Here is a 25937-nt window from a genome sequence, read left to right on the forward strand (position 1 = left end):
CAAAACAAGCGGTGGTTTTACTCACTCTCCTTCTGCTACACTACCTAATAACTTCCATAAATAGCCTAAGCTCGGTTTAATAAATTTTAAACCGTGTTCAATTTCGCGGCTATTAATTTCCGCTTTCACGTTAACAAAGAAGAGCCTAATGCAGACAAACTATCTTTTATTGGCGACTAGTTTAATCACGAGCGTTTTAGTTGCTTGTGCTGATAACAATATTCAAGCAACGTCTAATACTATACAAAATGCCCCATATACAAACGCAATAACGACACATAAGGTGAATTACCCAATGACAAAAAAAGGCTCAGTAGTTGATAGTTATTTTGGCATTGACGTTGCCGATCCATACCGCTGGTTAGAAGATGATCGCAGCGAAGAAACCGGCGCATGGGTAAAAGCTGAAAACAAAGTTACGTTCGATTATTTAGCCCAAATTCCTTATCGTGAACAACTTAAAACACGCTTAGCTGAATTGTGGAATTATGAAAAAATAAGCGCGCCTTTTAAAAAAGGTGATTACACCTTCTTCTATAAGAATGATGGCTTACAAAATCAATATGTCGTTTATCGTCAAAAAGACGGTGGGCCTGAAGAGGTATTTTTAGACCCAAATACTTTCAGTGAAGATGGCACAACGTCAATGGGACAATTAAGTTTTTCCAAAGATGGCTCTATTGCCGCTTATGCTATTTCTGAAGGTGGTAGCGACTGGCGCAAAGTGATTATTATTGATGTCGCCTCTAAAGAGGTATTAGAAGCTCCTTTAGTTGATATAAAGTTTTCTGGTATTTCTTGGTATAAAAATGAAGGTTTTTACTATTCAAGTTACGACAAGCCCGATGGCAGCGAGTTATCAGCCAAAACTGACCAACACAAACTTTATTATCACCAATTAGGTCAATCCCAAAAAAATGATGTTGTTGTGTTTGGCGATACGCCAGAGCAAAAACGTCGCTATGTTGGCGGCACCGTAACTGAAGATAATAAATATTTACTTATCTCTGGTGCTATATCGACTTCAGGTAACGACCTTTACCTTAAAGATTTAACAAAATCTGACAGTCCACTAGTTACTATTACCGACAATTTCGATGCTGATACCTACATTATTAATAATAATGACGACAAACTCTTTTTAGTAACGAACTTAAATGCACCCAACAAAAAGATTATTACGGTGGATGCTAGTGCGCCGACGACTGATAATTGGGTTGATTTTATTCCTGAAACAGATTTTGTATTAAGCGCTTCAACGGGTGGTGGCTTTTTCTTTACGGAATACATGGTTGATGCTATTTCAAAGGTTTATCAATACGATTATCAAGGCAAAAAAATACGTGATATTAAATTACCAGGGGTTGGTAGTACCTCAGCCATAAAAGGCGAGCAAGACGAAAGTACCTTGTTTTACTCATTCAGTAATTATAAAACCCCCGGCACAATTTATAGCTATAACGTCAACACCGGAGAAAGCGAGGTTTACCTTCAATCTGGCGCTAAATTTAATAGTGAAAAATACGAGTCAAAACAGGTATTTTATTCGTCAAAAGACGGCACTAAAGTACCGATGATCATTACCTACAAAAAAGGTATTAAGCTTAACGGAAAAAATCCAACTCTTTTATACGGTTACGGTGGCTTTAATATTAGTTTAACACCAAGCTTTAGCGTTACCCGTGCACTCTGGTTAGAGCAAGGCGGTATTTATGCTGTAGCCAATTTACGTGGCGGTGGCGAATATGGCAAAGCCTGGCACCAAGCAGGTACGCAGCTTAATAAGCAAAATGTGTTTGACGACTTTATTGCGGCAGGTGAATACTTGATTGCACAAAATTATACTTCAAGTGATTATTTAGCAGTAAACGGTGGCTCTAATGGTGGTTTACTCGTTGGTGCGGTAATGACCCAACGTCCAGATTTAATGAAAGTCGCCTTACCTGCGGTAGGTGTTTTAGATATGTTGAGGTATCACACATTCACCTCTGGTGCAGGTTGGGCATACGACTACGGTACGTCTGAACAAAGTAGAGAAATGTTCAATTACTTAAAAGGTTATTCACCCGTACATAATGTTAAAGCGGGTGTAAGTTATCCTGCCACGCTTATTACCACAGGCGATCATGATGATCGGGTAGTACCAGCGCATTCATTTAAGTTTGCTGCGGAATTACAAGCTAAGCAAGCTGGTAATGCGCCAACGTTAATTCGTATTGAAACCAATGCAGGGCATGGCGCTGGTACACCGGTTTCTAAAACCATCGAACAATATGCAGATATTTATGCGTTTACCTTATTCAACATGGGATTTTATGAATTACCCAATAATTAAAAAAACCTAAAATGAAATTAATTATTAAGAGTAATTATGAGTGCTGATAGTGAAGCTTAGCGGCGCTTATTAAATTTTTGATTTAATGCGGCAAAGTCATCAACTCGATAGCTTTCTTCCACTGAAATATTAAATGTTTTATCGGCAATGTTACGCCCTTGATATTCAATGACGATGCGCCAAGGGCCAACTTTATCGTCAATTGGTTCCCATATAGTATCACCTAAGAAAAAATCCCAATCATTGGTTTTAACATAAACTTCACCTTCAAAAGGAGCCATTACTTGGCCCTTTTCATCTAATACATCAGGATGATGAAGAATAAAATTTAATTTACAACCTTTGCCTTTTTTAACATTGATTATATAACCAAACTCAATATCTATTTCAGCCGGAATCTCAGTTGTAAATTTTTTAATTTTTGGTAAGTCTTTTGAATTAGCATCCCATTCACTATAAATACCATAACTCTTCATTGAAAACTCTGGTTTAGTTTTAGCCATATTTAACATTCATTTTTTAACGTGAGTTGCACCAATATTTTAATATTAATCTACAAGTAATTTATTTTAAACACAGATTTAAAGTTCGCTAGAGAAGTGTCACATGAATTTAACCATGCTCTTTTATTAACGCTAAAAAAGGTTGTCCGTAACGTGATAATTTTACATCGCCAATGCCACTTACACTGAGCATTTCTCTAGATGTTTTCGGTTTTATTCTTGCTAATTCCGACAAGGTTGCATCATTAAATACAATAAACGGTGCAATGTCTTCGCCATCAGCAATCGCTTTACGTAATTCACGTAACTTCGCGAATAAAGCACGGTCATAACTTTTTTGTGGCGCTTTTTGCTGCCAGTAACTGGCTTTTTGTAAACGTGGACTGGCGAGCATTAACGGCACCTGTGCTTTTAATACCGCGCCTGAGGCTTGCGTTAAACATAAGGTGGATTGTTGCTCAATATCTTGCTGTAAATAACCTAAGTGAATAAGTTGACCAATAATTGAGAACCAATAACCCGCAGTTTTGCCTTTGCCAATACCAAAAGTAGATACTTGATCATGTTCTAATTGCTTAATGTTATCGTTAATATCACCACGAAGTACCGCAATAACATGGTTAATATCACCTTGCTGATCAATACGATACACACACGACAAAACTTTTTGTGCTTCAACTGTGCCGTCAAACATACTTGGCGGATCAAGACAAATATCACAGTTGCCACAACCTTTTTCGGTATATTCAGCAAAGTAATTCAATACCACTTGGCGACGACAAGTTTGTGCACCAATAAAAGCATCCATCGCTGCAAAGCGTTGCATTTCAACATTAACGCGCTGTGGGTTATCGCCTTCACTAATACGCTTTTTAATACGGCTAACGTCTTTATCATCAACCAAAAATAACGCTTCTGCATTTAAGCCATCACGCCCTGCTCGGCCAATTTCTTGATAATAAGATTCAAGGGTGCGTGGTGGCTCATAATGAATAACATAACGCACATTGGGTTTGTTAATGCCTAAACCAAAAGCCACAGTCGCTACGACTATTTGAATGTTATCTTTAGTAAAACCTTCTTGTACGATAGAGCGAATTTCGTTTTCTAAACCGGCATGATAAGCCGCACAATTAATACCGCTTGCCGCGAGATACTTCGCTAGCTTTTCAACCTGCCAACGACTATTACAATAGATAATGCCGCTGTCTTCAGCCTTTTGTTTTATATAACCTAATAACTGCTTTTCACCATTATATTTAGGTGCAAGGGTAAAACGAATATTAGGTCTGTCAAAACTATCAAGGTGAATATACGGATTAGGTAACGCCAGCTGATTTAGAATATCTTTACGGGTAGTAACATCTGCCGTTGCTGTTAATGCCATTACCGGTACATGCGGAAAATTTTTCTTTAAACACTGCAATTTAGTGTAAGCCGGTCTAAAGTCATGACCCCACTGTGAAATACAATGTGCTTCATCAATGGCAAATAAGCTTAACGGTAATTGGCTTAAGCTTTGTAGAAAGTAGTAATTGGTTAAGCGCTCTGGTGCGACATACAGTAATTTAATTTCACCGTGCGCTAGGCGATCAAAAATATCGGTTATCTCGCTTTGCTCTAAGCTCGAGTTAATAAATGCTGCAGGAATACCTTGCCTTGTTAAACCATCGACTTGATCTTTCATCAAAGCAATTAGCGGCGAAACCACCACAGTTACACCCGGCAATAATACCGCAGGCAGTTGATAACATAACGATTTTCCGCCACCCGTTGGCATTAAAACAAGCGAGTCTTGCCCTTGCAGTAAACTATTAATAATAGCTTCTTGGCCTTGGCGAAAGCTTTCATAACCAAAATGATGCTTTAAGGTATCTAGCAGTAAAGTAGGTTGGTCGGCGCTTATTTGAGCTATGATTGGGGTATTCAAAAGATATAATGCATTTTCTTAGGTTTAATCTCATTATTTTAACTCAGGGCAGTAGTGAAAACCTAGTGCTGAACTGTTTTTATTTGGCACCTTATGTAAATAACCAAAGCTTAGTTTAAATAACAAGAAGACAATGGATCCCCGACAGGACATTTCGGGGATGACATAAGCTATGGGTCTGTTGATCTTTCGAGATTACTTTTACAGCAACTTGTTTGGACTTCTTTCTATTAAGACTAGACAAGGCAGAACACGTAACATCTAGCTGGCTAGTCTTCTAACTCAGCGCCATAAACGACTACTTGATTACGACCATTTTCTTTAGCTGAATGTAAGGCATTATCTGCTTCATTTATTTGTTGCGATATCGCTTCAACACTATCAAAAACCACACCAATACTTAACTCTATAGAAAGTGAATACTCACCTGCACTAATATTTGAAACCGCTATCTCTCGTCTAAAGTCATCTAATTTAATATATAAATTATCAACATCTAGGCCATGTAATAGTACAGCAAACTCTGCGCCAGCTAATCGTGAAGTTAGCCCTGAGCCAAAGTGCTTACGAATATACAGTGCAATAATTTTTAAAACTTGGTCACCAATATTATGGCCGTAGTTATCATTAATCTTCTTGAAAAAATCAATGTCTATGATCGCTAAACAATAAGGTACTTTTTTGGCGGTGTATTCTTTAATACGTTTTTCTGCATTATTAAAAAATGAACGACGGTTAGACAGCTCGGTTAAATAATCAATATTCGCTGCATGTTGAATTTTGGCAATATTGTTTAAACTTTCAATATTTTGCGTTATACGACAGTAAAACTCTTCAGGACAAAATGGCTTACGTAAAAAATCATCAGCACCATTTTTAATAAACCTTGCTGAGTGAATACCATTACTCGCCCCAGAAATACCAATAACCGCAAGTTGTTCACGGGTGTAAATACGGCGAATTTGATTAGTTAATTCAATACCCCCCATCACTGGCATTTCCATGTCGGTGATCACCATCTTTACGTTTTTATGCTCTTTTAATCTTTCCAAAGCCTCAGCGCCATTATTAGCGGTAACCACAGTAAAGTTGCGGCGTTTGAGTAACTCTACAATATGTCTGCGTGCAGACGATGAGTCATCAACCACTAAAACCGTACTGTTATGGTTAACTTGTTGCCAATGTAAAATACGCTTTAAATAAAGAAAAGCTTGGCTATTTTCTTTGGGAATATAATCTATAACAGGTTGGGCAAGAATCTTTTGTCGTGTTTCATCATCCATTTTTCCTGTCATTACCAGACTAGGAATACCATGCGATAAAACATAAGCAATTGCTTCACCATCGTTTGCATCAGGTAATGCATAATCAATAGTTGCGGCAAAAAAGTTGGTATCCGTAGCTAAAATGCTTTTTACTTGCGCTAAGTTTGAGGCAACTACTACCTCAAACTTTAATGACTGGGCTATTTGCTTAATAACGGTGGCAATCGGTTTACTGTCTTCTACTACTAATAATCGTTGAGACATCACAATACCTTTTTATTATATTTTATTTTAATGTAGCTGAGATCGACTAGTTAGCAGTTAGCACTCAGATATGCGCCATATACGAAGCAAATACAAAGCTATTATCAAGCAACAACCGTTTAACGGTTATAGCGCTTGTAAATTAGCAAATTCAACAACTAACCACTTGCTGCCAACCTCGGAAAAGTTGACTTGAATACGTGCTTGCGCACCGCTGCCTTCGTAATTAAGTACTACACCTTCGCCAAACTTAGCATGCTTCACTCGTTGCCCTAATTTAAAACCTGAATTTTCAAAGGTTTCAAGGGTAAAGGTATTTGAAAACTTACCTACACTGCTCGGTCGTGTTACTTGCGATTGCATGCGAATTTCTTCGGTACATTCTTCAGGTAATTCTCGTAAAAAGCGACTCGCTTTATGGAATTTTTCTTGTCCATATAAGCGGCGACTTTCTGCGTGACATAAGTATAGCTTATTCATTGCCCTTGTCATGCCCACGTAACATAAACGTCGCTCTTCTTCTAAACGGCCAATATCTTCTTGCGATTGTTGCGATGGAAACATGCCCTCTTCAAGACCTGCAATAAATACTAATGGAAATTCTAAGCCTTTAGCAGAGTGCATTGTCATTAATTGTACTGCGGCTTCAAAATCACCGGCTTGTGATTCACCAGACTCTAACGATGCATTAGTCAAAAAAGCGGTTAATTTAGTTTGCTCTCCTTCTAATTCGGGATCTTCCACAAACTCTTGGCAAGCAGTCACTAATTCATTTAAGTTTTCTATGCGCTGCTCGGCACGTTCGCCCTTTTCAGCTTGATACATAGCTTTTAAACCACTGTTATTAATAATGTGATTGGCTTGTTGGTCTAAATCTAAATTACAGGTATCGTCTTCTAATTGTTCAATAAGTTGCATAAAGCCAGTAATAGTTTTTGCGCCACGACCTTTTAACTGTTCGGCATGTATTAATTGCTGGCAGGCTTGCCACATGGTCACTTCTGCGCTGCGCGCTGCGTCTCTAACAATAGATAGCGTTTGATTACCAATACCACGTGTTGGCGTATTAATAACACGCTCAAACGCCGCATCATCATCACGGTTATTAATAAGACGCATATACGCTAGCGCATCTTTGATCTCTTGACGTTCGTAGAAACGATGACCGCCATAAATTCGGTACGGTAAATGACTTTGTAATAATGCCGCTTCAAGTAAACGAGATTGCGCGTTTGAACGATATAAAATAGCTATTTCATCAAGCTTGCCGCCTTCGTCCTGCCATTGCTTGATACGTCCTGCAATAAAGCGTGATTCGTCAATTTCATTAAAAGCAGTGTAAATTGAGATTTTTTCACCAGCACCGCCATCAGTCCACAATTCTTTACCCATGCGGTTACTGTTGTTGCCAATTAATTGGTTAGAGGCTTTCAAAATATTCGCGGTTGAGCGGTAGTTTTGCTCTAATCGAATAGTTTGTGCGTCGTCATATTCGCGAACAAAGCGTTCAATGTTTTCAATTTTAGCGCCACGCCAGCCGTAGATGGATTGATCATCATCACCAACAATCATTACCTTGCTGCGCGCTTTACCTAACATAGTTAACCAAGCATATTGAATGGCGTTGGTATCTTGAAATTCGTCAACAAGAATATGGCCAAAACGTTGTTGGTAATGATCTAATAATGCAGGGTTGTTTAACCATAGCTCGTGAGCGCGCAATAATAATTCAGCAAAATCAACTAAGCCTGAGCGATCACAGGTTTCTTGATAAGCTTTGTATACTTTCAGAAATAACTCTTCGGTAGGATCAAACTGCGCATCAATATGACGTGGACGTAAGCCCTCATCTTTCATACCGTTGATATACAAAGTAAACTTTTTAGGTGGCCATTTTTTCTCGTCTAACTCAAGTGAACGCACAATGCGTTTAACTAAGCGCTGTTGATCATCACTATCAAGCACTTGAAAGCTTTGCGGCAATTTAGCTTCTTGAAAATGCATACGTAATAAACGATGCGCTAAACCATGGAAAGTACCAACCCACATGCCGTGCGTATTACCATGTACTACTTGCTCAACGCGGGCACGCATTTCTGCGGCTGCTTTGTTGGTAAAAGTTACCGCCAAAATACTGTGCGAAGAAACCCCCTCAACCTGCATTAACCATGCAATACGTTGCACTAAAACTCGAGTTTTACCACTTCCTGCGCCAGCTAGCACCAACATATTTTGCTTTGGCGCGGCAACAACATCACGTTGCTTGTCGTTAAGTGAGTCGAGTAATTCTGAAACGTCCATAGGGGTAAACCTTTATTTATATGGGTTGCTATTAGTTGCAATATGTTGAGTAAAACTGAAGAAACTAATGATTTAGAAAGTGATAAAAAATATGCACAAAGTATATCACTATTTAACTGGGGCTGTCGCGTTGTGCTGTTTATTTTTACAGTAGGTAAATAAGTTAGGTTTGGAAATACACCTTTTTAGAAACTGGATCCCCGACTAATACACCACGGGGATGACATCTTTACGACAGGCGAATAACTGATCATTAGCTAAGTAAGGCTTTAAGCTCTTCAACTCTACCTAATTCAATATGCGGTATTTGCTTTAATTGTTTACCAATTCCATATTGCGGTAAATAAGCGGTTTGACAGCCTGCGTTAAGCGCGCCATAAATATCAGCAAGACCACAATCACCAACATGTAATAGCTCTGATGGTTGAATAGCGAGTTGCTTACAAACCAAATCAAACATATCGGTTGCTGGTTTTTGCTTAAGTAAGTACTCACATTCTTTATTAGCTCGGTAATCTTGATAGCCAGCGTGATAAATATGTTGAAAATAATGATCGATACCTAATGTTTTGGTATTAACATTACCATTACTGATAGACACTATTGGGAATACTCTGCCTAAGCTTTCTAATAAGTCATGAGTCACTTGCGGTACGCTAAAGTCACTACGTAGTTCAATAAAATAATCCAAGCCAGCTTGTGCTTCTTGTACTGCAACTTCTTCAGAAAGGTTATGAGCAAGAAAACCTAAGCGATAAGTTTCAAATCGTATTTTGACTACATCGTGCGTTATAACAGGTTGTGCTTGTACTACTTGAGCGCGATAAGGCGCCCAAAAATTGCTATTAAAAGTCTGATCGGACTTCAATATTAGCGTCGGTAATAAAATGGCAAATTTTTCCGTAAAGTAAGCGTTCATCTTTGTTTCGATAACCTGCATTACAGGGCGGTTATTATATAAAGTATCATCAAGATCGAAGCTAATTGCTTTAATTTGCGTTAAACGTCGGTAAATTTGCATTGTTGACTCCTTTGTTTAATTACTTTGAGGCTAATTACTTTGCGGCTCATTATTTTGAGGATAATTACTTTGAAGATAACTTTCTTAACAAGATTAACAACTGAACAGATTAAAGTGCTAGATGTTGATGTAATAATTTAGCCACCAAACGCTTGAATTGACTCAATAATAAAGTATCCATTCGTGGATCAAAATGCTGTGCATCTTCACTGTTAATGGCAAGGAAGCCTAGTGCTTTTTCATCGTGGCTTAACTTAATTAAAACCACTGAGCCTGAACATGGTTGTGAGAAAATAAGACTCTGTTCACTTTCTTGTAAACGACCAAAATAATATTCACTATTAGTTAAGCGGTTTTGCATAACGCCAGCACAGTCATTGGTTGATAAACTATCATGACTAAGTACTCGATTATCACTCGGTATTAACCATAATTTGAAAGCTGATAATGATAATAATTCTGTAGTGGTTTGATGCAAGCAATCTAATAACTCTTCAGCAGATTGACAATCAAGTAAGCGCAAATACAGATCACTATACAAAACAAATAACTGCTCATTGTGGTTTGCCACCGACATTAATTGGGTAATTTCGTCTTCAAGGCCATGTACCTTTTGACGAAGTTGCTGTTGCTGACGCTCAACTAAAGACACTGTGCCACGTTGATCGTCATTAAGACGTAAGCTAGTCATTAAACTATTGTTACGATTGAAAAACTCAGGGTTGTCTTGTAAATAACTCACTACTAGTTCATCAGTCAATGGAATATCATCGCTATTGATGCTTTGACTAATGTTCTGGGAAATGTCTTGCGCAATATTGTCTTGTGTTTCGTTCATGTTACTGAGTTCTTCTTCCATTGGGTATTTTCGCTATTGGAAATAATTACGTTAATGCTTTTAACTATCTAAAGCTAGCAAATTAAATTGATATTTGACCATCATACACATGCGTTGCCGAACCTGACATTTTTACTGGATGTCCAGGTCCCTGCCAATATATACGTAACTTGCCGCCAGGTAACTCTACGGTAACTTGTTTACCTAATTTTTTCTGCATATAACCAATAACCACAGCAGCACAAGCGCCGCTACCACAAGCCATAGTTTCTGCAGCACCGCGTTCATACACACGTAATTTAATATAATTAGGCGCTACAATTTCCATAAAACCTACATTGGCATCTTCTGGAAAACGTTCATGTAGTGACAACTCTTTACCGAGCGTTGCAACTGGCGCCTCTAAAATATTGTCTACCGTTACCACACAGTGCGGGTTACCCATAGAAACTACGCCACATAAAACGGTTTCGTTTTCACTACGTAAAATATAAGTGCCTTCGGCCTTTTGTGCAGTAAAAGGTATCTTACTTGGCTCGAATTGTGGCACAGGCATGGTGACTGAAATGTTGCCATCACGCTCAATGTGTAAATTCATCTTACCTGTAGCGGTTGATACTTTGATCTTGTGTTTATTGCATAAGCCTTTCATGCGCACAAATTTAGCAAAACAGCGCGCGCCATTACCACACATACCTACTTCGCTGCCATCAGCATTATAAATACGGTAATGAAAATCTAAATCAGGATCATAAGGTGGCTCAACAACAAGCAGTTGATCAAAACCAACGCCTAAGTTTCGGTGAGCAAATTTTGTAATTTGTTCAGGCGATAAAAAAACATTTTGCGTGACATTATCAAGCACTAAAAAGTCATTACCCAAGCCATGCATTTTAGAAAAATTCACTAACATTATTGTTACTCTAATTCTTCAGCAGTTGACGAGTTCGACTTTATTTCAATAACAGCTTGTTCAGTCCCTGTTTCCGCCGCTATATCTGGCTGTTCTGGCGTTTCATACAAAGGCCCTTTAATACCACAAGCGGTTAAAAAAGTGGCTGTAGTGAATGCCAAACAAAGTGATTTAAGCGATGGTTTATACTGTAAATAACGAGAAGTATTGCTACACATGATGATTTTTTGCCGTGAAAGTCGTTTAAAACAAGGTTTTAGCCTAAGCAAACCATGCTCTATCTATATTTTTTTTGTCTGATTGCTATTATACTCACATGCTTATCAACATTTATACCAAATATAAGAAGTTTATTCTCGTTCAACGAGACGAAATACTTGGTATTATTTAGGCAAAACATGATCTTTAAAGGATAGGCAATGAACGATAGCCAATACAACATAGTAGCCGAAGATTTACTTCTCGCGGTAGAAGAAGCCATTGAAGATTCTGGCGTCGATATTGATTACGAAGGCGTTGGCGGATTATTAACGCTAACCTTTAAAAATGGCACTAAAGTCATCATCAATAAACAAGCACCGTTAAAAGAAATATGGGTTGCAACCAAGTTCAATGGTCACCACTTTGCCTGTATCGACGGTGTGTGGATAGACAAACGCGGTGGCGATGAGTTTTGGGCATTTTTATCAAAAGCCGTCAGCATACAAGCTGAAACCGAATTAACACTCGCTGCAGAGTAATAAGCTAAATATTTTTAGAAATAGATTTTGGATATAACAAATGAATAACAGCACAGTACGTATTGCTACCCGTAAAAGCGCCCTCGCCTTATGGCAAGCTGAGTATGTAAAAGCGCAACTTGAGCATTTTCATCAAGGTATTAACGTTGAACTAGTACCAATGACGACAAAAGGCGATGTGATTTTAGACACGCCTTTAGCTAAAGTTGGTGGTAAAGGTTTATTTGTTAAAGAACTTGAAGTAGCAATGCTTGAAGATCGAGCTGATATTGCTGTGCATTCAATGAAAGATGTTCCTGTCGATTTTCCTGAAGGGTTAGGTCTAGAAACCATTTGTCCGCGTGAAGATCCACGTGATGCCTTTGTATCTAATACTATTAAATCATTGGCTGAGTTACCTGAAGGCGCTATTGTGGGTACCTCAAGCTTACGTCGTCAGTGTCAATTAAAGGCAAGTCGTCCTGATTTAGACATTCGAGATTTACGCGGTAACGTGAATACCCGTTTACGTAAATTAGATGACGGAGAATACGACGCAATTATTCTTGCTGCTGCCGGCTTAATTCGTTTAAAAATGAGTAACCGTATTCAACAATTTATTGAGCCTGAAGAGATGCTTCCCGCCAATGGTCAAGGCGCAGTAGGTATTGAATGTCGTACTGATGATGCGAGAATTAAAGCTTTATTAGCGCCTTTAGAATGTAATGCAACCCGTATTCGTGTATTGGCAGAACGCGCGATGAACCGCGCTCTACAAGGCGGTTGTCAGGTGCCAATTGGTAGTTACGGCGTTATTTCAGCCGATGGTAAAGAACTATATTTACGCGGTTTAGTTGGTGCGGTAGACGGCAGTGAGATGATTGAAAGTGAAATTACTGGCCCTGTGAAAGACGGTGAAACCTTAGGTAATACCCTAGCGCAAGAACTACTGAGTCGCGGCGCAGACAAAATATTAGAACAAGTTTATGCGGATAACGATATTTAACATTATTTTCTGATCACAATCACTTGAAGTAATCACTAAAATTAATGACACATATAACACCGAAAGTAGCTCATGAAAAAGCTCAAGTAGTTAACAAGTCTCAAGCAACCACACTTGCGGCTTGTTTAGGTGAGCCACTTAAAGTGTTAATTACTCGACCTAAAGATAAAGCCGAACAACTTGCCTCGTTACTTAATGAGCACGGCATTAACTCTATCAGCCAAACACTCTTCGATTATCAAGCTAACGCCAACACAAAAGAGTTAAGCAGCGCCATAGAAAACGCCGACATAATTATTTTTGTTAGTGTAGCCGCCGTTGAATTTACACACGCCAGCTACCCATTAACAAACATTCTGTCGCACCGTTCAACACAAGGTAAGTCATCACCTGCAGTTTTCGCCGTCGGTAATGCCACCAAACAAGCATTATTAGCGCTAGGCTTAAGTAATGTGTTGTCTCCGCCAGCAGAGCAAGAACACAGCGAAGGCTTACTCCAACTCGCGCAATTAGCTAATGTTAAAGATAAAAATATAATTATTGTACGAGGCAATGGTGGTAGAGAGCATATTGCCAATACTTTACGTCAACGTGGTGCTACAGTTAATTATATTGAAAGTTACCAACGTGTTTGGCGAATATTACCAAGAAATACCGCCCAGCAATGGCGAGAGCAGCAAATAAACTGTATTGTCGTAACCAGTAACGATATATTAGTAACATTAACTAAATATTTATTTAGCGTGACTGAGCCAACAGATAACTATTGGCAATCACAATGTGTATGGATAGTGGTCAGTGAACGCATTGAAAAAAATGCTAAAGCATTAGGTTTAATTCAGATAATTAATGCCCAAAGCGCTAACTCGCAACTATTATGCAAGTGCTTGCAAACACTTTCTTGTTAGGTAAGTTGTTCAACTTATTTCAACCTGAATTCAAGAAATAATAAAATAACAATGGAATAGAGAATTATGTCGGATAAAGAAGTTTCTAAAAACACACTATCGGCTAATAGCAATACCGAAAAGGAAAGTACCGATAAACAATCGACGAGCAGTGCAACGTCAAACCCTAGCGCGACAAAAGCAGCCGCTTTAAAAACGCCTTCAGCATCCGCCAAAGCTTCCAGTAATACTAAAAGTACAACTACCGCTAAAGGCGCTAGTGACAATAGTGATAAAAAACCCGGTAAAAAAACCGCCATTCTCGCCTTAATTGTCGCATCAATCAGTATCTGTGGTTCTGTTGGGCATTATGTTTGGCAACAGCAACAAACTGATTACCGATTTGCAGCAATAAGCCAAAAAAATCAGCAATCAATAGCGCAAAGCCAAGCTCAACTTAAAAATAGCTTAACTGCTGAATTTAACCGACAACTTAAACAACAGTTGCAGCAACAAATTGACGCTAATAATTTGTCGCAAAAATCAGCCAAACAAACACAGCTTAATAACGAAAATCAAATTGCTCAGTTAACAGCACAACTAGGGAAAATGGAACAACAAGTTAGCCAACGTGATCCAAGTGATTGGTTAATACACGAGGCAGACTATCTGGTTCGTGTAGCTGCGCGCACCATGTGGCTTGAACAAGACACTAAAGCCGCCATCAGTTTATTACGTGATGCAGACAATCGGCTTAAAGAGCTAGATCAACCTAAATTTTTATCAATACGTGCGTTAATTAATGAAGATATTGAAGCTTTAGCCTTAATGCCTGAGTTAGAAGTCCAAGAAACAATTTTGACGGCAATGGCGCTGAATAAACAAATAGCTAATTTAACTTTAGCGGGTGTTAACTTATCAGAAGCGATCGACGCACCAAAAGAAGATTTTACCTTATCTGAAGATATTGGTGACTGGCAATCAAACTTGGCAAAAACTTGGGACAAGTTCCTTAAAGATTTCATTACTGTTCGTCGCAGAACAGGCATGGTTGAACCTTTAATGTCGCCAGAGCAACAACAGCACCTTAAACAAAACTTAAGTCTTAAAATTCAATTGGTTGAATGGGCAGCTAGCGAACATAAAGAGAACATTTATCAACAAACGCTACTTGATATTCAACAGTGGCTAAATGAATTTTTTGACATGAATGCGACTGTTAATAAAAACTTCTATAACGCTATTGAGCAACTTAAAACACAGGTTATCTATTTTGACTACCCTACTGATTTACGTTCATTGGTGGCGATAAAGCGTTTACTACAAAACACTACACAAGATAATAAACAAGCCACGTCGCAAGCAAAGACCAAAGTAAAAAGTACCGTTGACAGCAAAACAGAAAACACAACAAATAATACTACAAGAGATGAAGCAGTTAAGCCGCCAATGGACAAGCCTCAAGTAGAAGACAGACGAGCTGCAGAGAAAAGTGCAACAGGAGATGAACAATGATCCGTATTATCATTGCCTTAGTTATCTTTCTTAGCGCCATGGCAATTAGCCCGCTGCTTATTGATGAAAAGGGCTATATTCTTATTGCCATGGGTAACACCACTATTGAGTTAACGGTTTTATCTGCAGGCATTATGTTAACCCTACTATTTATTAGCCTTATATTTGGCTTAAAAATCTTTCGTGGGACCCTAAACTTCAGTTTTGGCACATGGACCAAACTCGCTTATGCCGGACAACGCAAAGGTATCGCTAACTTTAATAAAGGTCTTGCTGCTTATATGCTTGAAGACTTTAGTCAAGCTGAAGAGTTATTCGCAAAAAGTGCTATTCCATCAAAAAGAAAACAAAGTGCTTATTTACTGGCAGCTTCTGCCTCTGCAAAATTAAATCTCGACAGTAATACCAATCATTATTTAGCTTTGCTTGAGCAAGAAACAATGAAACTTGATGATGTCGGTTTAGAAAGCGTATTAGTTAATGTTAAATTGTTAATGAACCAACATAAGCCAGAAACCTACGTCAAAGCACGCGAAATTATTGATGAACATCACAAACAAATAGGCCACGACAGTCGCTTATTATCTCTTGAAATTGATTTGTGTATTATTGAGGAACGCTTTAACCAAGCCATTGAATATTTACCCGCTGCACGTAAGAGCAAACTAATTACTGATGAAACCGTTAAAGCATGGGAAGCCGCCGCTTATTACGGTAGCTTTAAAGAAAGCATTAAACGTCACGATACTAATGACTTACAAGATAACTGGAATGGTATCGCACGTAAAATAAAACAACGAGAGGGTGTTGTACTTGCTTACTGTAAAGTATTGGCAGAAAACAATATTGTTGAAGCCTTAAATGATATTTTAGTGCCTATTTTTAAGAAATCAGCAACGAGTGAATTTTTAAAAACAATACGCGACTTACCTATATTACATGCCGATAAGCTTATTGCCCTTGCACAAAAACAACTGCAACAGAACATTCATAGTGGTAAGTGGTTAAGTTGTTTAGGGCACTTAGCTTTAAATAGCGGTCAATATTCGTTAGCTGAAAAGTCATTCACTAGCTTAATTAGACTAGAAGAAAAGGATTACGGCAAACAATATGACCAACAAGACTTACAAGCGCTAGCAAAGGCTTACAGTAAACAAAGTTTGTATCAAGCCGCTGATGCTACATGGTTAAAAGCCAGTAGTTTATAAGTTAATTAACCTATAAGCATACCTATACAGCCTATGACTGTTGAACGTTAGTAGCTGCAGACTACCTATTACCTCAAAGCCATACGAACTAGTAAGGTATGACTCTAAAAAAGATACGTTACAAAGGGGGTGTCTATTTGGGAAAGTGTAGATAACCTCAGCTCAGTTCAAGCAAAACTAAAATTAAAATTAGATAATAAAAAGCCTCTTTAATAGTATTTTACAACCATAGCAAAGAGGCTTTTTTTGTGACTGTTATCGGTATTTTAATAGACGATTCAGTACACGTTAAAAATTGGAGGCGTTTATTTTTTTAAACGACGAACACCAAAACCAATAAGTGCTAAACCTAAAATAGCTAATGAGCTAGGCGCTGGAACAAAAGTAATAGCTGTTGAAAAGTATACTTCGTTATCACTATAGTTATTTGTTGACCAAATCCATTGTGCATCAGCATCAACTTCTTTAGTATGTTTATTACCCCAAGGAGCTGTTGAGGCTTCATTCGCACCATAACTTGTCGCTGATGAATAACTATCCCAACCTGTTGTACTTACGTTCCAGTATGCTTCATCTGTTAACAATGTTTGTGAGTTGTTATCAAATACAAAGCCTGCACCCAATGTAAATTCACCTAAAAAGCCTGCGTAGCCACCGCTATCTGTTGCTTTAATATGTAAAAAATAATCAGTGTAAGGTGTTAAAGACGTTGTAAAAGTATCTGTTGTATACCAGTTTTCTAAAGAACCAATCTCGATACCTTGAACTGAATCATCAGTACTTATGTATGCAACATAGCCATTATCAACATTTACTTTACCGATTAACCCTGCTTGAGCAGCGTTAACTAAACTAAATGCTGAAAATATTAATGCCGCTAATGACATTTTTGTTGAAAATAATTTCATAGTTTATTCCTATTTATTTTAATAAAAGCTTTAATTTTCTTAACTTATCTAAACAAAGCAAGAATTAAGCCATTTAAATTAAAGCCTTTGTAATCAAATAGTTGTTTTGCACTCCTGTACAAAACATAACAATAAGAACACAAAGTGTAAAAAAATCAGACATTTAAATGTTTACTGCCATGTATTCATTGTTACTATGATTTATCTTCTGGCATACCTTCATCACACTTTTTACATTTTAACTTATGCCCTATCATGCTCTTGCGTCCACTGAATGAGACAACCCAAAGACGATTAATAAAGGGAGGCTTGTGCCTTACATGTTGAAAGTGTCCGCAACCTAGCTCTGCAACCCAATGATTTTCATCGTCTTGGTGAAACCCACAAATAGCCTGCTGCATAGTTTATATTCTCACTTTAAATGCTTAATTTACGTTGTTAATCTGATTCTTCTGTCATATCAAGTGAAAAAAGTACTTTAAACACTTTGCTATTTTCTGCTCCATCTAAGCGAGAAAAGTTAACTAATAGGTCATCTTGGCCATCACTATTGATGTCATCAACGATAACGAGTTTGCCATTTTTAGGTAATTGAATATCGTAACTTACACTGTGTCTTGCAAATAGTTTTTTATCTTTACCTGGTAATTTAGCAAGATATATTTTCAATTCTTCATCGTCATCTGACAACACTAAGTCTTTTAAACCATCACCATTTAAGTCTGCTAAACGAACAACGCCATTACCACTTTTACCTGAGCTTAAGCTAAAGGTTAATTCAACCTCTTTTTTAATAATGGCTTTACTCGGGAATTTATCGGTATCGTCCATTTTAAATAGGTAAACATCTTGATCAATTGCCCCTGTTACCAAAGCGCTAATAATTTGCGATAAACCAATATCAAAACCGGCTAGTAACACCTCAAGCTTGCCGTCATTATTAATATCAATAAATTCAAAGCCTGTTAAAGTCCCATCCTCATGGATAACACTATCCGCTTTAGGCGCATAAACTAAACTACCTTTGTTATTTTTACCTAGGTAAATTTCATAATCATTAACCCTATCGAGTACACCAGACGCTTTCGTGTAACGCACCACCATGTCAATCATGCCATCGGCATTTACATCGCGTAACTCTTCTATTTTTCGATATTCTAAATTACTTTGATCTGGCTGCTCACCGCTTTCATCACGTTTTTTCCACCAATCAAGACCACTAATAGAATCATTAATAGAGATACGGATTTTTCGTTTAGTAAATTGACTATTTTCTACTTGTAGATAAACGGCTATTTCGCCAGCTTCCAGAATAAAAATATCTTTTTTATTATCAAAGTTCGCATCGGCAAAATACAGTTTACTTTCGGTATAAGTCGCACCGTCATCAAGAACCCGTACGTTTGGTTTTATTGGTAATGTTTGTTTTAAAAAACTTCCTAGCCCTTGTCCGATAAAAATATGAGTCTTCGTAAAGTCAGCAAGCACTACATCATCAAAACCATCATTATTAAGATCTTGGATAAAATCGCCACGGCTCAGGTAGTCTACTTTCTCTTGTACATATAATGAGCTGATACCGGTCAGTTTCTTAAACTGTTTATTTTGATAAATCAGTAAAGCATCTGCTGAGAGGAAATAAAGACTTTGTTTAGCAGGTGCTTTATCAGGCAACTCTTTACTTAAATCAAACCGATAAAATTGTTGAGGTATAATCACTTGCTCGGCGATCATGTAGTGATTTTCTTGTTGTTGGTATTGATAAATAATTAACCAGCGATTGCCTTTGTCATCCACTGAAAATGTCACTAATTCCTTACCTTGCGCGGGTAGAACATCTGCAACAATTACTTCTTGGGTGAGTTGATGAGGCGAAGTTACTGTGACTTTGTTAAAGTCAATCTCATCTGCTTTAGTTGTCCATGTTGTTAACACAGCAACGCAATTGACAATAACAAAGAACGTAGATAACGTTTTATTATTAAACGATAAGGTATGCTTCATAATGTAAGTTCCGTATCCATTGTGAGGTTTTTTGTACGCTGTTTAAGTAGAACACAATAATAAAATATAGTTCCTGACAACGACTAACGAGAAATGATGATCGGGTTAGCTATAACCCACATAATCGGCTTGTAGCTTTTTAGCTTAATTTATATTGCCGCACTCATCATGAGCGACTTACTCTATTTCACACTCTTAACATTCACCTATAACCAACATAATCGGCTTGCAGCTTTTTAGCTTAACTTATATTGGCGCTCTCATCATAAGCGACTTACCACGTTTACTAAACCAGTTAGCTATAACCCACATAATCAGCTTGTAGCTTTTTAGCTAACATAGCGCTCATCATCGCTCGCAATGCCGCTGGTTTTACTAATTTACGCATATAACCTACATCATAACTTTTCGCTTTTTCTTCAATACCCGACTCTGTGGTGGCGGTAATTAATATAGCTGGCAATGTATGATGACATTGACTACGTAAATCTTTAATTAACGTTAAGCCATCTACTTGCTTAACGGGTGAAAAGTCATCTTCGCCCTCTTCTGTATTCTCCACTTGGTAACCTAATTGGTAATCAACCAGTAAAATGTCAATTTCATTACTGTGATTAGCAAATTCTGTTAACGCAGTTTCTCGAGAATCTGCAGCTAGGATATTACATTGCCAAGCAGAAAGCAGTTCAACCATGCCACTAAGTACATCAGGATCATTATCAATACATAACACGGTAATATCTTTTAAAGCAACGTTAAAGCTTGGACTAACCACTTGTTTAATTTGCTCTACAGCTTCGGCTTTTGTAACTTGCACAGAGAAATTACAACCTTGTTGCACTTTAGATTGTAAGCTGAGTGTGTGTCCTAATAATTGCGCTAAGCTTTGAGTTATATTTAATCCTAAACCTAGGCCCCTGCCTACATAATTATTGGAAGTATTTAGTTGAATAAACTGCTCAAAAACCAAACGTTGTTTTTCAACAGGAATTCCTGGACCATTATCTAATACTTGAATGATGACCTGTTCATTAAATACTCTTGCGCCCAACAAAACTTTACCTGGACTTGCGTACCTAAACGCATTTCCTACTAAGTTTTGGATTATTCGGCGTAATAAGTGGCGATCAGATTTAACCCACACCTTAGTAGCCACTAATCTAAACTCAACTGATTGTTCTATTGCTAGTGCTGAAAACTCCTGCGCGAGATCTTCAAATAAATCATTTAAGGCAAACGCTTGAATATTTGCTTTTATATTACCACTTTCTAAGCGCGCTATTTCGGCTAAGTCTGCCAGTAAATCATTGGCGGCTTTCAGTGAACGGTCAATATTATCAACTTGTCGTTGTTGTACACTGGTTAGGTTAGTTTGCTCAGAAAGTGCCGAAGTGAATAATCGTGCCGCTTCTAAAGGCTGCATTAAGTCATGACTACACGCTTTTAGGTATTGGCTTTTTTTCAAATGTGCTTGCTCTGCTTTTTCATGCGCTTTCGCCAGCGCTTCATTGGTTTTAGCAAGCGTTAAGGTTCGTTCGTAAACCCGCGTTTCAAGATCAAGATTCGCTTCTTTAAGTACCTGCTCAGCTTGTCGATATGCGGTAATGTCTGAGAACATCATAACAAAACCGCCGCCCGGTAGTGGATTACCTTCAATGCGGATAGTTTGCCCTGACGCTTGTTGCCGCTCTGAACTGTGTGGGCTACCTTGCTGTAGGTAATTTAAACGTCGGTTAATTTGTGATTCTATATCGCCAGCGCCACATAAACCGCGCTGTACATTATGGCGAATAAGCTCTGATATTGGTGCGCCCATATAAATCAGGTTTGATGGATAATTGAATAAATCTAAATATTTTTTATTCCAAGCTACTAAGCGCAACTCATTATCAATAATGGAAATTCCTTCGCTAGCATTTTCAATGGCACTTTGAAGTAAATTTTGTGAAAATTCTTGGCGTTCACTTGAAGCTTCTTCAACTAATACGGCAAGTTCATCAAGTGCAATATCTCGACCGTCTAATGCCGATGAAAGTACTAACCGCGCAGAAGATGAGCCCATAACCGTAGCTAAAGTATTTTCGGTATGTTGCAGTAGTTTTTGGTTATAAGTAACGTTACCTAACTTTTTTTTATCGTGGGTAGATAAAAAATAAGTAAAACTAACTTGGGCTTTTTTAATACCGACAAAACGTGATACTAACAACTCTAACTCTTGCACATCAAGCTGTCTTTTATTTTCAATTTTTAAGAGTTTAGGTGATTGCCACTCAAGGAAAAGAGATGCTTGCACACGCTCTTGTACACTTTGCCTGCTGATTTGCGACAATGCCCACATCACAATAATATTAGCGCCTAAGCTAAATAAGGTTGCTGTGGTTTTTACGGGTAAGTAACCTTGTGCAAACGGCGAGGCATATAAACCAAATTGTGGTAAAAAGTTCAATGTAAGCCATAAAATAAAGCCCACAAGTATCCCTGCATAAACCCCCATTAAGCTGGCACGTCGCCAATAAAAGGCGGCAATTAATGCCGGTGTTAATTGTGCAAAAGCCCCAAAAGCAATTTCACCTAACGATGAGAGGGTATCGGGAGAAGCTAAAATAAATACGCCGTAACCTAATAAAATTACAAACAGCGCCAATATTTTTCTGATATTTAATAGCCGTTTTCTAAAGTTATCGTAATCAGTTTGCGCTACTTTTTGACGTCGATAAAGTAACGGGAAAACTATTTCATTACTGAGCATGGTACTTAATGCTATGGCAGAAATAATCACCATAGAGCTTGCTGCCGATATTGCCCCCAAAAAGGCAAAGAGCACTAACCACCGCTGCTGGGTAACGTCAGGAAGAAATAATACATAGGCGTCTGAAGGGACACTATTGCCTAACAACATTTGCCCCGCTAAACCTAAAGGTGCAGCAAAAAAAGCGAAAATAAGTAAATACAGTGGAAAGATGCGCCTGCTAAGCCAAGTATCTTTCTGATCTTTTAACTCAACCACCATTACTTGAAATTGCCGTGGTAATGATAAAAAAGCAGCCATAACAATAATTAACATCGCTACCATAGAAGTAACATTATCAGTGGTTATTTGTTGTTCAAGTAAAACACTGGCATCTGCTTGTCGCCAAATATCAGCAGGAGAGTCAAACAAAACAAAACAAACAAAAAGACCTACCGCTAAAAAAGCAAATAATTTTACTAAAGATTCAAAAGCAATTGCCAGCATTACCCCAGGGTGACGTTCAGTTACATCAATATGTCGAATACCAAATAACACAGTAAATACGCCTAAAACCAAGCTTACTGCTAAGCCGATGTGCCAACTATTTAGGCTCTGATCTATTTGTAATTGCTGAAAGGAATACACCATAGCTTTTAACTGTAGCGCCATATACGGCATAGTACCGATTAAAGCGACAACGGTGACCATAATAGCGAGGTTATGAGATTTACCAAAACGTGCTGCCAGTAAATCTGCAATAGAAGTTAAATGTAATTTTAAACTGACACGGATAATGCGCTGAATAAACGGCCAGGCAAATACAAAAAGTAAAATAGGGCCTAAATAAATAGGAACATGAGAAAAAATATTAGTGGATGCCTGCCCTGTTGTGCCTAAAAAGCTCCAAGACGTACAATAAACACCTAAAGTAAGTGCATAAATAATACCTTGGCTTTTTTTAGCCAACTGATGTCGATATCGGTCACCTAAAAAAGCGATTAAAAACAATAAACCAATATAAACCAAACTTAACAGCACTAATTGCCAATTAGGAAACATAAATACCCGATATTTTTATTGTTATAAGAGAATCATCTAAAATTGAATTAATCAATATACCTAAGCGACTCAATAATAAACAGATTATAGTGAATATATTTGTTACAATTGTGCGAAACCAAGGGGTGCCCTGTTATTTGAATATTCAATTAACCAGGCGCTGAGATATATACCCTTTGAACCTGGGCAGAAAGTTAACTTAGTTGATATTCTGGCATAGGGATGGTTAACGATTGATATTCATCAAAAAAACACCTTCCGTGCGCGCCCTGCCATTTATTTTTTTGATGAGAAGTTTATGACATTCGCCAAATCAGCTATTTATTTAGCTATAACCGCTACAACTTTTAACTTAACTGCATTCGCAGAAGAGCAAACCAAAACTGTAGGCCAAAACGCTGAGCAGTTAGAAACCATTACCGTTACTACTGATTTTCGTGATCAAAGCCTACAGACAATACCTACTTCGGTCTCAGTATTAACCAATACCGACATTAAGCAACGTAATGCACAACACCTTGAAGAATTAATAGCCATTAGTCCTAATGTAAATTACGCTAGCGGCTCTGGTCGTGCTCGTTATTACCAAATTCGCGGCATTGGAGAACGTAGTCAGTATCAAGAGCCTATTAACCCTTCTGTAGGTGTTATTATTGATGATATAGATCTTACCGGAATAGGCAGCGTTGCTAATTTATTTGATGTCAAACAAGCGGAAATATTTCGTGGTCCGCAGGGAACTCGCTTTGGCGCAAATGCCATTGCCGGCATGATTAATATTACCACTAAGGAGCCTAGCGATGACTTTGAAGGCGCCTTACACTTTACCGCAGGTAATTATAATACTTATGATTTAGGTGTTGCCTTATCAGGTCCTGCGAATGATTTTGTAAAATATCGTTTTACCGTTAACCAACAAACCAGCGATGGTTATATTGATAATGTTTACTTAGATAAAAAAGATACCAATAACCGTGATGAATTAACAATACGCGGTAAACTAGCTATTGAAGCCAGTAATGATTTAACTATCGACGTAGCAGGTTATTATTTTGATTTTAATAATGGTTATGACGCTTACTCGTTAGATAATACTCGTGAAACTTTATCTGATCAGCCAGGTGTTGATACGCAAGAAACTATCGCTTTTTCGTCAAAGTTTACTTATCAAGGTTTTGAAAATGCTACCGTACTCGCCATAGTGAGTAATGCTAAATCAGACCTAGTTTATGGTTATGATGAAGATTGGGCATACGAAGGAATATCAGATCCTAGTGTTAACTCTGATATTGATCCTAACTTTGAGTATTGGGAATATTCTTCAATAGACAATTACTACCGTGATAAATCAGTTTTTACCGCTGAATTACGCGCATTGTCGAAGCCAAATCAGGAAATATTCAATGGTTCAACCTCTTGGGTAGCCGGCCTTTATTTTAAAAATGATAATGAAGACTTATTACGTGAATATACCTATAACACTGATGATTTCACTTCAAATAACAAGAGTAATAGCGTTGCTGCATATGCTGAATTAAATACACAATTAAATGCACGCTTGTCATTAGTTTCTGGTTTACGTATTGAAAGGCATGAAGCGGATTATGTGAATTCAAGTAACTTTGACGATAGTATTTCCGATACTATGCTTGGTGGTAAATTAATACTTAGTTACCAGCAAAGTGACAACATTCTTTGGTATAGCTCAATAAATAGAGGCTATAAAGCGGGCGGTCATAATACTGACGGCAGTTTACCAGCAGAATTGCGAAATTTTGCTCCTGAGTATTTAACCAATTATGAACTTGGCTCTAAAATAACATTACTTGATAATACTGCTTATATTCGCACCGCAGCTTTTTATATGGATCGCGATGACATGCAGGTTAAAAGCTCACGTAACCTAGTTCGCCCTGATGGTAGTACAGAATTTATTAGTTATTTAGGTAATGCTGCAACAGGTAGTAATTATGGCCTTGAAGTTGAAGGCGCTTGGCAGCTGACTGATGCTATTAATATTTACGGATCGTTCGGTTTATTAAAAACTGAGTTTGATGAATACATTGATTCAGATGGCAATTCATTAACGGGTCAAGAGCAAGCACATGCTCCAAACTATCAATTTAATGCAGGTATCAATTACCAACCTACCGATAATTGGCTATTCAATTTATCAATTGATGGTAAAGATGAATTTTACTTCTCTGATACACGTTATTACGATTATGCAGACGACGGTACATACCAACCTATACCTGAAGCAGACATAACTTCGCAATCGGTAGCACTATTAAATGCTTCTGTTGCGTATTTACAAGACAATTGGCAGTTAAAAATTTGGAGTCGTAATTTAACTGATGAAAATTACGCAAACCGCGGTTTCTATTTTGGTAACGACCCACGTGATGGTTATACGCCTAAACAATATACGCAGCTTTCTGAGCCATTAGTATTTGGCGTTACACTGGACTATCAATTTTAATCATTAAGCATAAATAACGTAATAACCTAACCGATAAACATACTTTTA

General features: G+C 37.9%; 19 protein-coding genes. 7 read left to right on the forward strand and 12 right to left on the reverse strand.

The window, feature by feature from the left end; genetic code table 11:
- Positions 1-148 precede the first annotated feature (148 nt).
- Positions 149-2335, forward strand: coding sequence for a prolyl oligopeptidase family serine peptidase (locus KO502_RS13615; protein ID WP_216023109.1), 2187 nt, complete (start codon positions 149-151; stop codon positions 2333-2335).
- Between the two features lie 56 nt (positions 2336-2391).
- On the opposite strand, the gene KO502_RS13620 is transcribed toward KO502_RS13615, so the two are convergent.
- From KO502_RS13620 to KO502_RS13655, 8 genes are all read right to left on the reverse strand, one after another.
- On the reverse strand, positions 2392-2838 hold the full coding sequence (locus KO502_RS13620) for a DUF3859 domain-containing protein (protein ID WP_216023110.1): 447 nt from the start codon (positions 2836-2838) through the stop codon (positions 2392-2394).
- Between the two features lie 109 nt (positions 2839-2947).
- Complete coding sequence (gene recQ / locus KO502_RS13625; RefSeq protein ID WP_252730769.1) at positions 2948-4768, reverse strand: DNA helicase RecQ; 1821 nt, start codon at positions 4766-4768, stop codon at positions 2948-2950.
- A gap of 269 nt (positions 4769-5037) precedes the next feature.
- Positions 5038-6297, reverse strand: a complete 1260-nt coding sequence (locus KO502_RS13630) for a diguanylate cyclase (RefSeq protein ID WP_216023111.1) — start codon at positions 6295-6297, stop codon at positions 5038-5040.
- Positions 6298-6423: 126 nt separating this feature from the next.
- Entirely contained in the window at positions 6424-8598 is a 2175-nt protein-coding gene (uvrD, locus tag KO502_RS13635; RefSeq protein WP_216023112.1) for a DNA helicase II, read from the reverse strand.
- Positions 8599-8851: 253 nt separating this feature from the next.
- Complete coding sequence (locus tag KO502_RS13640) at positions 8852-9619, reverse strand: HAD-IA family hydrolase (protein WP_216023113.1); 768 nt, start codon at positions 9617-9619, stop codon at positions 8852-8854.
- A 109-nt stretch (positions 9620-9728) separates the two neighbouring features.
- Positions 9729-10478: a DUF484 family protein gene (locus KO502_RS13645; RefSeq protein WP_252730770.1), complete on the reverse strand. Its 750-nt coding sequence runs from the start codon at positions 10476-10478 to the stop codon at positions 9729-9731.
- Between the two features lie 61 nt (positions 10479-10539).
- Positions 10540-11370 carry a diaminopimelate epimerase gene (gene dapF, locus KO502_RS13650; RefSeq protein WP_216023114.1) on the reverse strand — a complete coding sequence of 277 codons (831 nt, stop codon included), beginning with the start codon at positions 11368-11370 and terminating at the stop codon, positions 10540-10542.
- A 5-nt stretch (positions 11371-11375) separates the two neighbouring features.
- The gene (locus tag KO502_RS13655; RefSeq protein WP_216023115.1) at positions 11376-11588 is read right to left on the reverse strand and encodes a lipoprotein; all 213 of its coding nucleotides are present in this window, start codon (positions 11586-11588) and stop codon (positions 11376-11378) included.
- Between the two features lie 201 nt (positions 11589-11789).
- On the opposite strand from KO502_RS13655, the gene cyaY reads away from it, so the two are divergent.
- The 5 genes from cyaY to KO502_RS13680 all read left to right on the forward strand — a co-directional run bounded on the left by cyaY (position 11790) and on the right by KO502_RS13680 (position 16705).
- A complete protein-coding gene (gene cyaY / locus KO502_RS13660; RefSeq protein ID WP_216023116.1) occupies positions 11790-12110 on the forward strand; it encodes an iron donor protein CyaY in 321 nt (106 codons plus the stop codon).
- A gap of 40 nt (positions 12111-12150) precedes the next feature.
- A complete protein-coding gene (hemC, locus tag KO502_RS13665; protein WP_216023117.1) occupies positions 12151-13095 on the forward strand; it encodes a hydroxymethylbilane synthase in 945 nt (314 codons plus the stop codon).
- 44 nt (positions 13096-13139) lie between these two features.
- Complete coding sequence (locus tag KO502_RS13670) at positions 13140-14003, forward strand: uroporphyrinogen-III synthase (RefSeq protein WP_216023118.1); 864 nt, start codon at positions 13140-13142, stop codon at positions 14001-14003.
- 66 nt (positions 14004-14069) lie between these two features.
- On the forward strand, positions 14070-15497 hold the full coding sequence (locus tag KO502_RS13675; protein WP_216023119.1) for a uroporphyrinogen-III C-methyltransferase: 1428 nt from the start codon (positions 14070-14072) through the stop codon (positions 15495-15497).
- A complete protein-coding gene (locus KO502_RS13680) occupies positions 15494-16705 on the forward strand; it encodes a heme biosynthesis HemY N-terminal domain-containing protein (protein WP_216023120.1) in 1212 nt (403 codons plus the stop codon). The genes KO502_RS13675 and KO502_RS13680 overlap by 4 nt, the downstream gene beginning before the upstream one ends.
- Before the next feature lie 305 nt (positions 16706-17010).
- Here the strand turns inward: KO502_RS13680 and KO502_RS13685 are convergent, their stop codons facing one another.
- From KO502_RS13685 to KO502_RS13700, 4 genes are all read right to left on the reverse strand, one after another.
- Positions 17011-17613 carry a PEP-CTERM sorting domain-containing protein gene (locus KO502_RS13685; protein WP_216023121.1) on the reverse strand — a complete coding sequence of 201 codons (603 nt, stop codon included), beginning with the start codon at positions 17611-17613 and terminating at the stop codon, positions 17011-17013.
- Between the two features lie 194 nt (positions 17614-17807).
- Positions 17808-18014 (reverse strand): DUF3565 domain-containing protein, encoded by a 207-nt coding sequence (locus tag KO502_RS13690; RefSeq protein WP_216023122.1) that lies wholly within the window; start codon positions 18012-18014, stop codon positions 17808-17810.
- Between the two features lie 37 nt (positions 18015-18051).
- Entirely contained in the window at positions 18052-19617 is a 1566-nt protein-coding gene (locus KO502_RS13695; RefSeq protein WP_216023123.1) for a VCBS repeat-containing protein, read from the reverse strand.
- A gap of 295 nt (positions 19618-19912) precedes the next feature.
- Complete coding sequence (locus KO502_RS13700) at positions 19913-23407, reverse strand: PAS-domain containing protein (protein ID WP_216023124.1); 3495 nt, start codon at positions 23405-23407, stop codon at positions 19913-19915.
- 298 nt (positions 23408-23705) lie between these two features.
- Between KO502_RS13700 and KO502_RS13705 the strand changes: the two genes are divergently transcribed.
- On the forward strand, positions 23706-25889 hold the full coding sequence (locus tag KO502_RS13705) for a TonB-dependent receptor (protein WP_216023125.1): 2184 nt from the start codon (positions 23706-23708) through the stop codon (positions 25887-25889).
- The last annotated feature ends 48 nt before the right edge of the window (positions 25890-25937 follow it).

The sequence above is a fragment of the Colwellia sp. E2M01 genome (assembly GCF_018860585.1).
GTDB lineage: Bacteria > Pseudomonadota > Gammaproteobacteria > Enterobacterales > Alteromonadaceae > Colwellia.

Coding starts and splice junctions, on each gene's coding strand:
- KO502_RS13615 (WP_216023109.1), top strand. CDS start 149: ATGCAGACAAACTATCTTTTATTGGCGACTAGTTTAATCACGAGCGTT.
- KO502_RS13620 (WP_216023110.1), bottom strand. CDS start 2,838: ATGGCTAAAACTAAACCAGAGTTTTCAATGAAGAGTTATGGTATTTAT.
- KO502_RS13630 (WP_216023111.1), bottom strand. CDS start 6,297: ATGTCTCAACGATTATTAGTAGTAGAAGACAGTAAACCGATTGCCACC.
- uvrD (WP_216023112.1), bottom strand. CDS start 8,598: ATGGACGTTTCAGAATTACTCGACTCACTTAACGACAAGCAACGTGAT.
- KO502_RS13640 (WP_216023113.1), bottom strand. CDS start 9,619: ATGCAAATTTACCGACGTTTAACGCAAATTAAAGCAATTAGCTTCGAT.
- KO502_RS13645 (WP_252730770.1), bottom strand. CDS start 10,478: ATGGAAGAAGAACTCAGTAACATGAACGAAACACAAGACAATATTGCG.
- dapF (WP_216023114.1), bottom strand. CDS start 11,370: ATGTTAGTGAATTTTTCTAAAATGCATGGCTTGGGTAATGACTTTTTA.
- KO502_RS13655 (WP_216023115.1), bottom strand. CDS start 11,588: ATGTGTAGCAATACTTCTCGTTATTTACAGTATAAACCATCGCTTAAA.
- cyaY (WP_216023116.1), top strand. CDS start 11,790: ATGAACGATAGCCAATACAACATAGTAGCCGAAGATTTACTTCTCGCG.
- hemC (WP_216023117.1), top strand. CDS start 12,151: ATGAATAACAGCACAGTACGTATTGCTACCCGTAAAAGCGCCCTCGCC.
- KO502_RS13670 (WP_216023118.1), top strand. CDS start 13,140: ATGACACATATAACACCGAAAGTAGCTCATGAAAAAGCTCAAGTAGTT.
- KO502_RS13675 (WP_216023119.1), top strand. CDS start 14,070: ATGTCGGATAAAGAAGTTTCTAAAAACACACTATCGGCTAATAGCAAT.
- KO502_RS13680 (WP_216023120.1), top strand. CDS start 15,494: ATGATCCGTATTATCATTGCCTTAGTTATCTTTCTTAGCGCCATGGCA.
- KO502_RS13685 (WP_216023121.1), bottom strand. CDS start 17,613: ATGAAATTATTTTCAACAAAAATGTCATTAGCGGCATTAATATTTTCA.
- KO502_RS13690 (WP_216023122.1), bottom strand. CDS start 18,014: ATGCAGCAGGCTATTTGTGGGTTTCACCAAGACGATGAAAATCATTGG.
- KO502_RS13695 (WP_216023123.1), bottom strand. CDS start 19,617: ATGAAGCATACCTTATCGTTTAATAATAAAACGTTATCTACGTTCTTT.
- KO502_RS13700 (WP_216023124.1), bottom strand. CDS start 23,407: ATGTTTCCTAATTGGCAATTAGTGCTGTTAAGTTTGGTTTATATTGGT.
- KO502_RS13705 (WP_216023125.1), top strand. CDS start 23,706: ATGACATTCGCCAAATCAGCTATTTATTTAGCTATAACCGCTACAACT.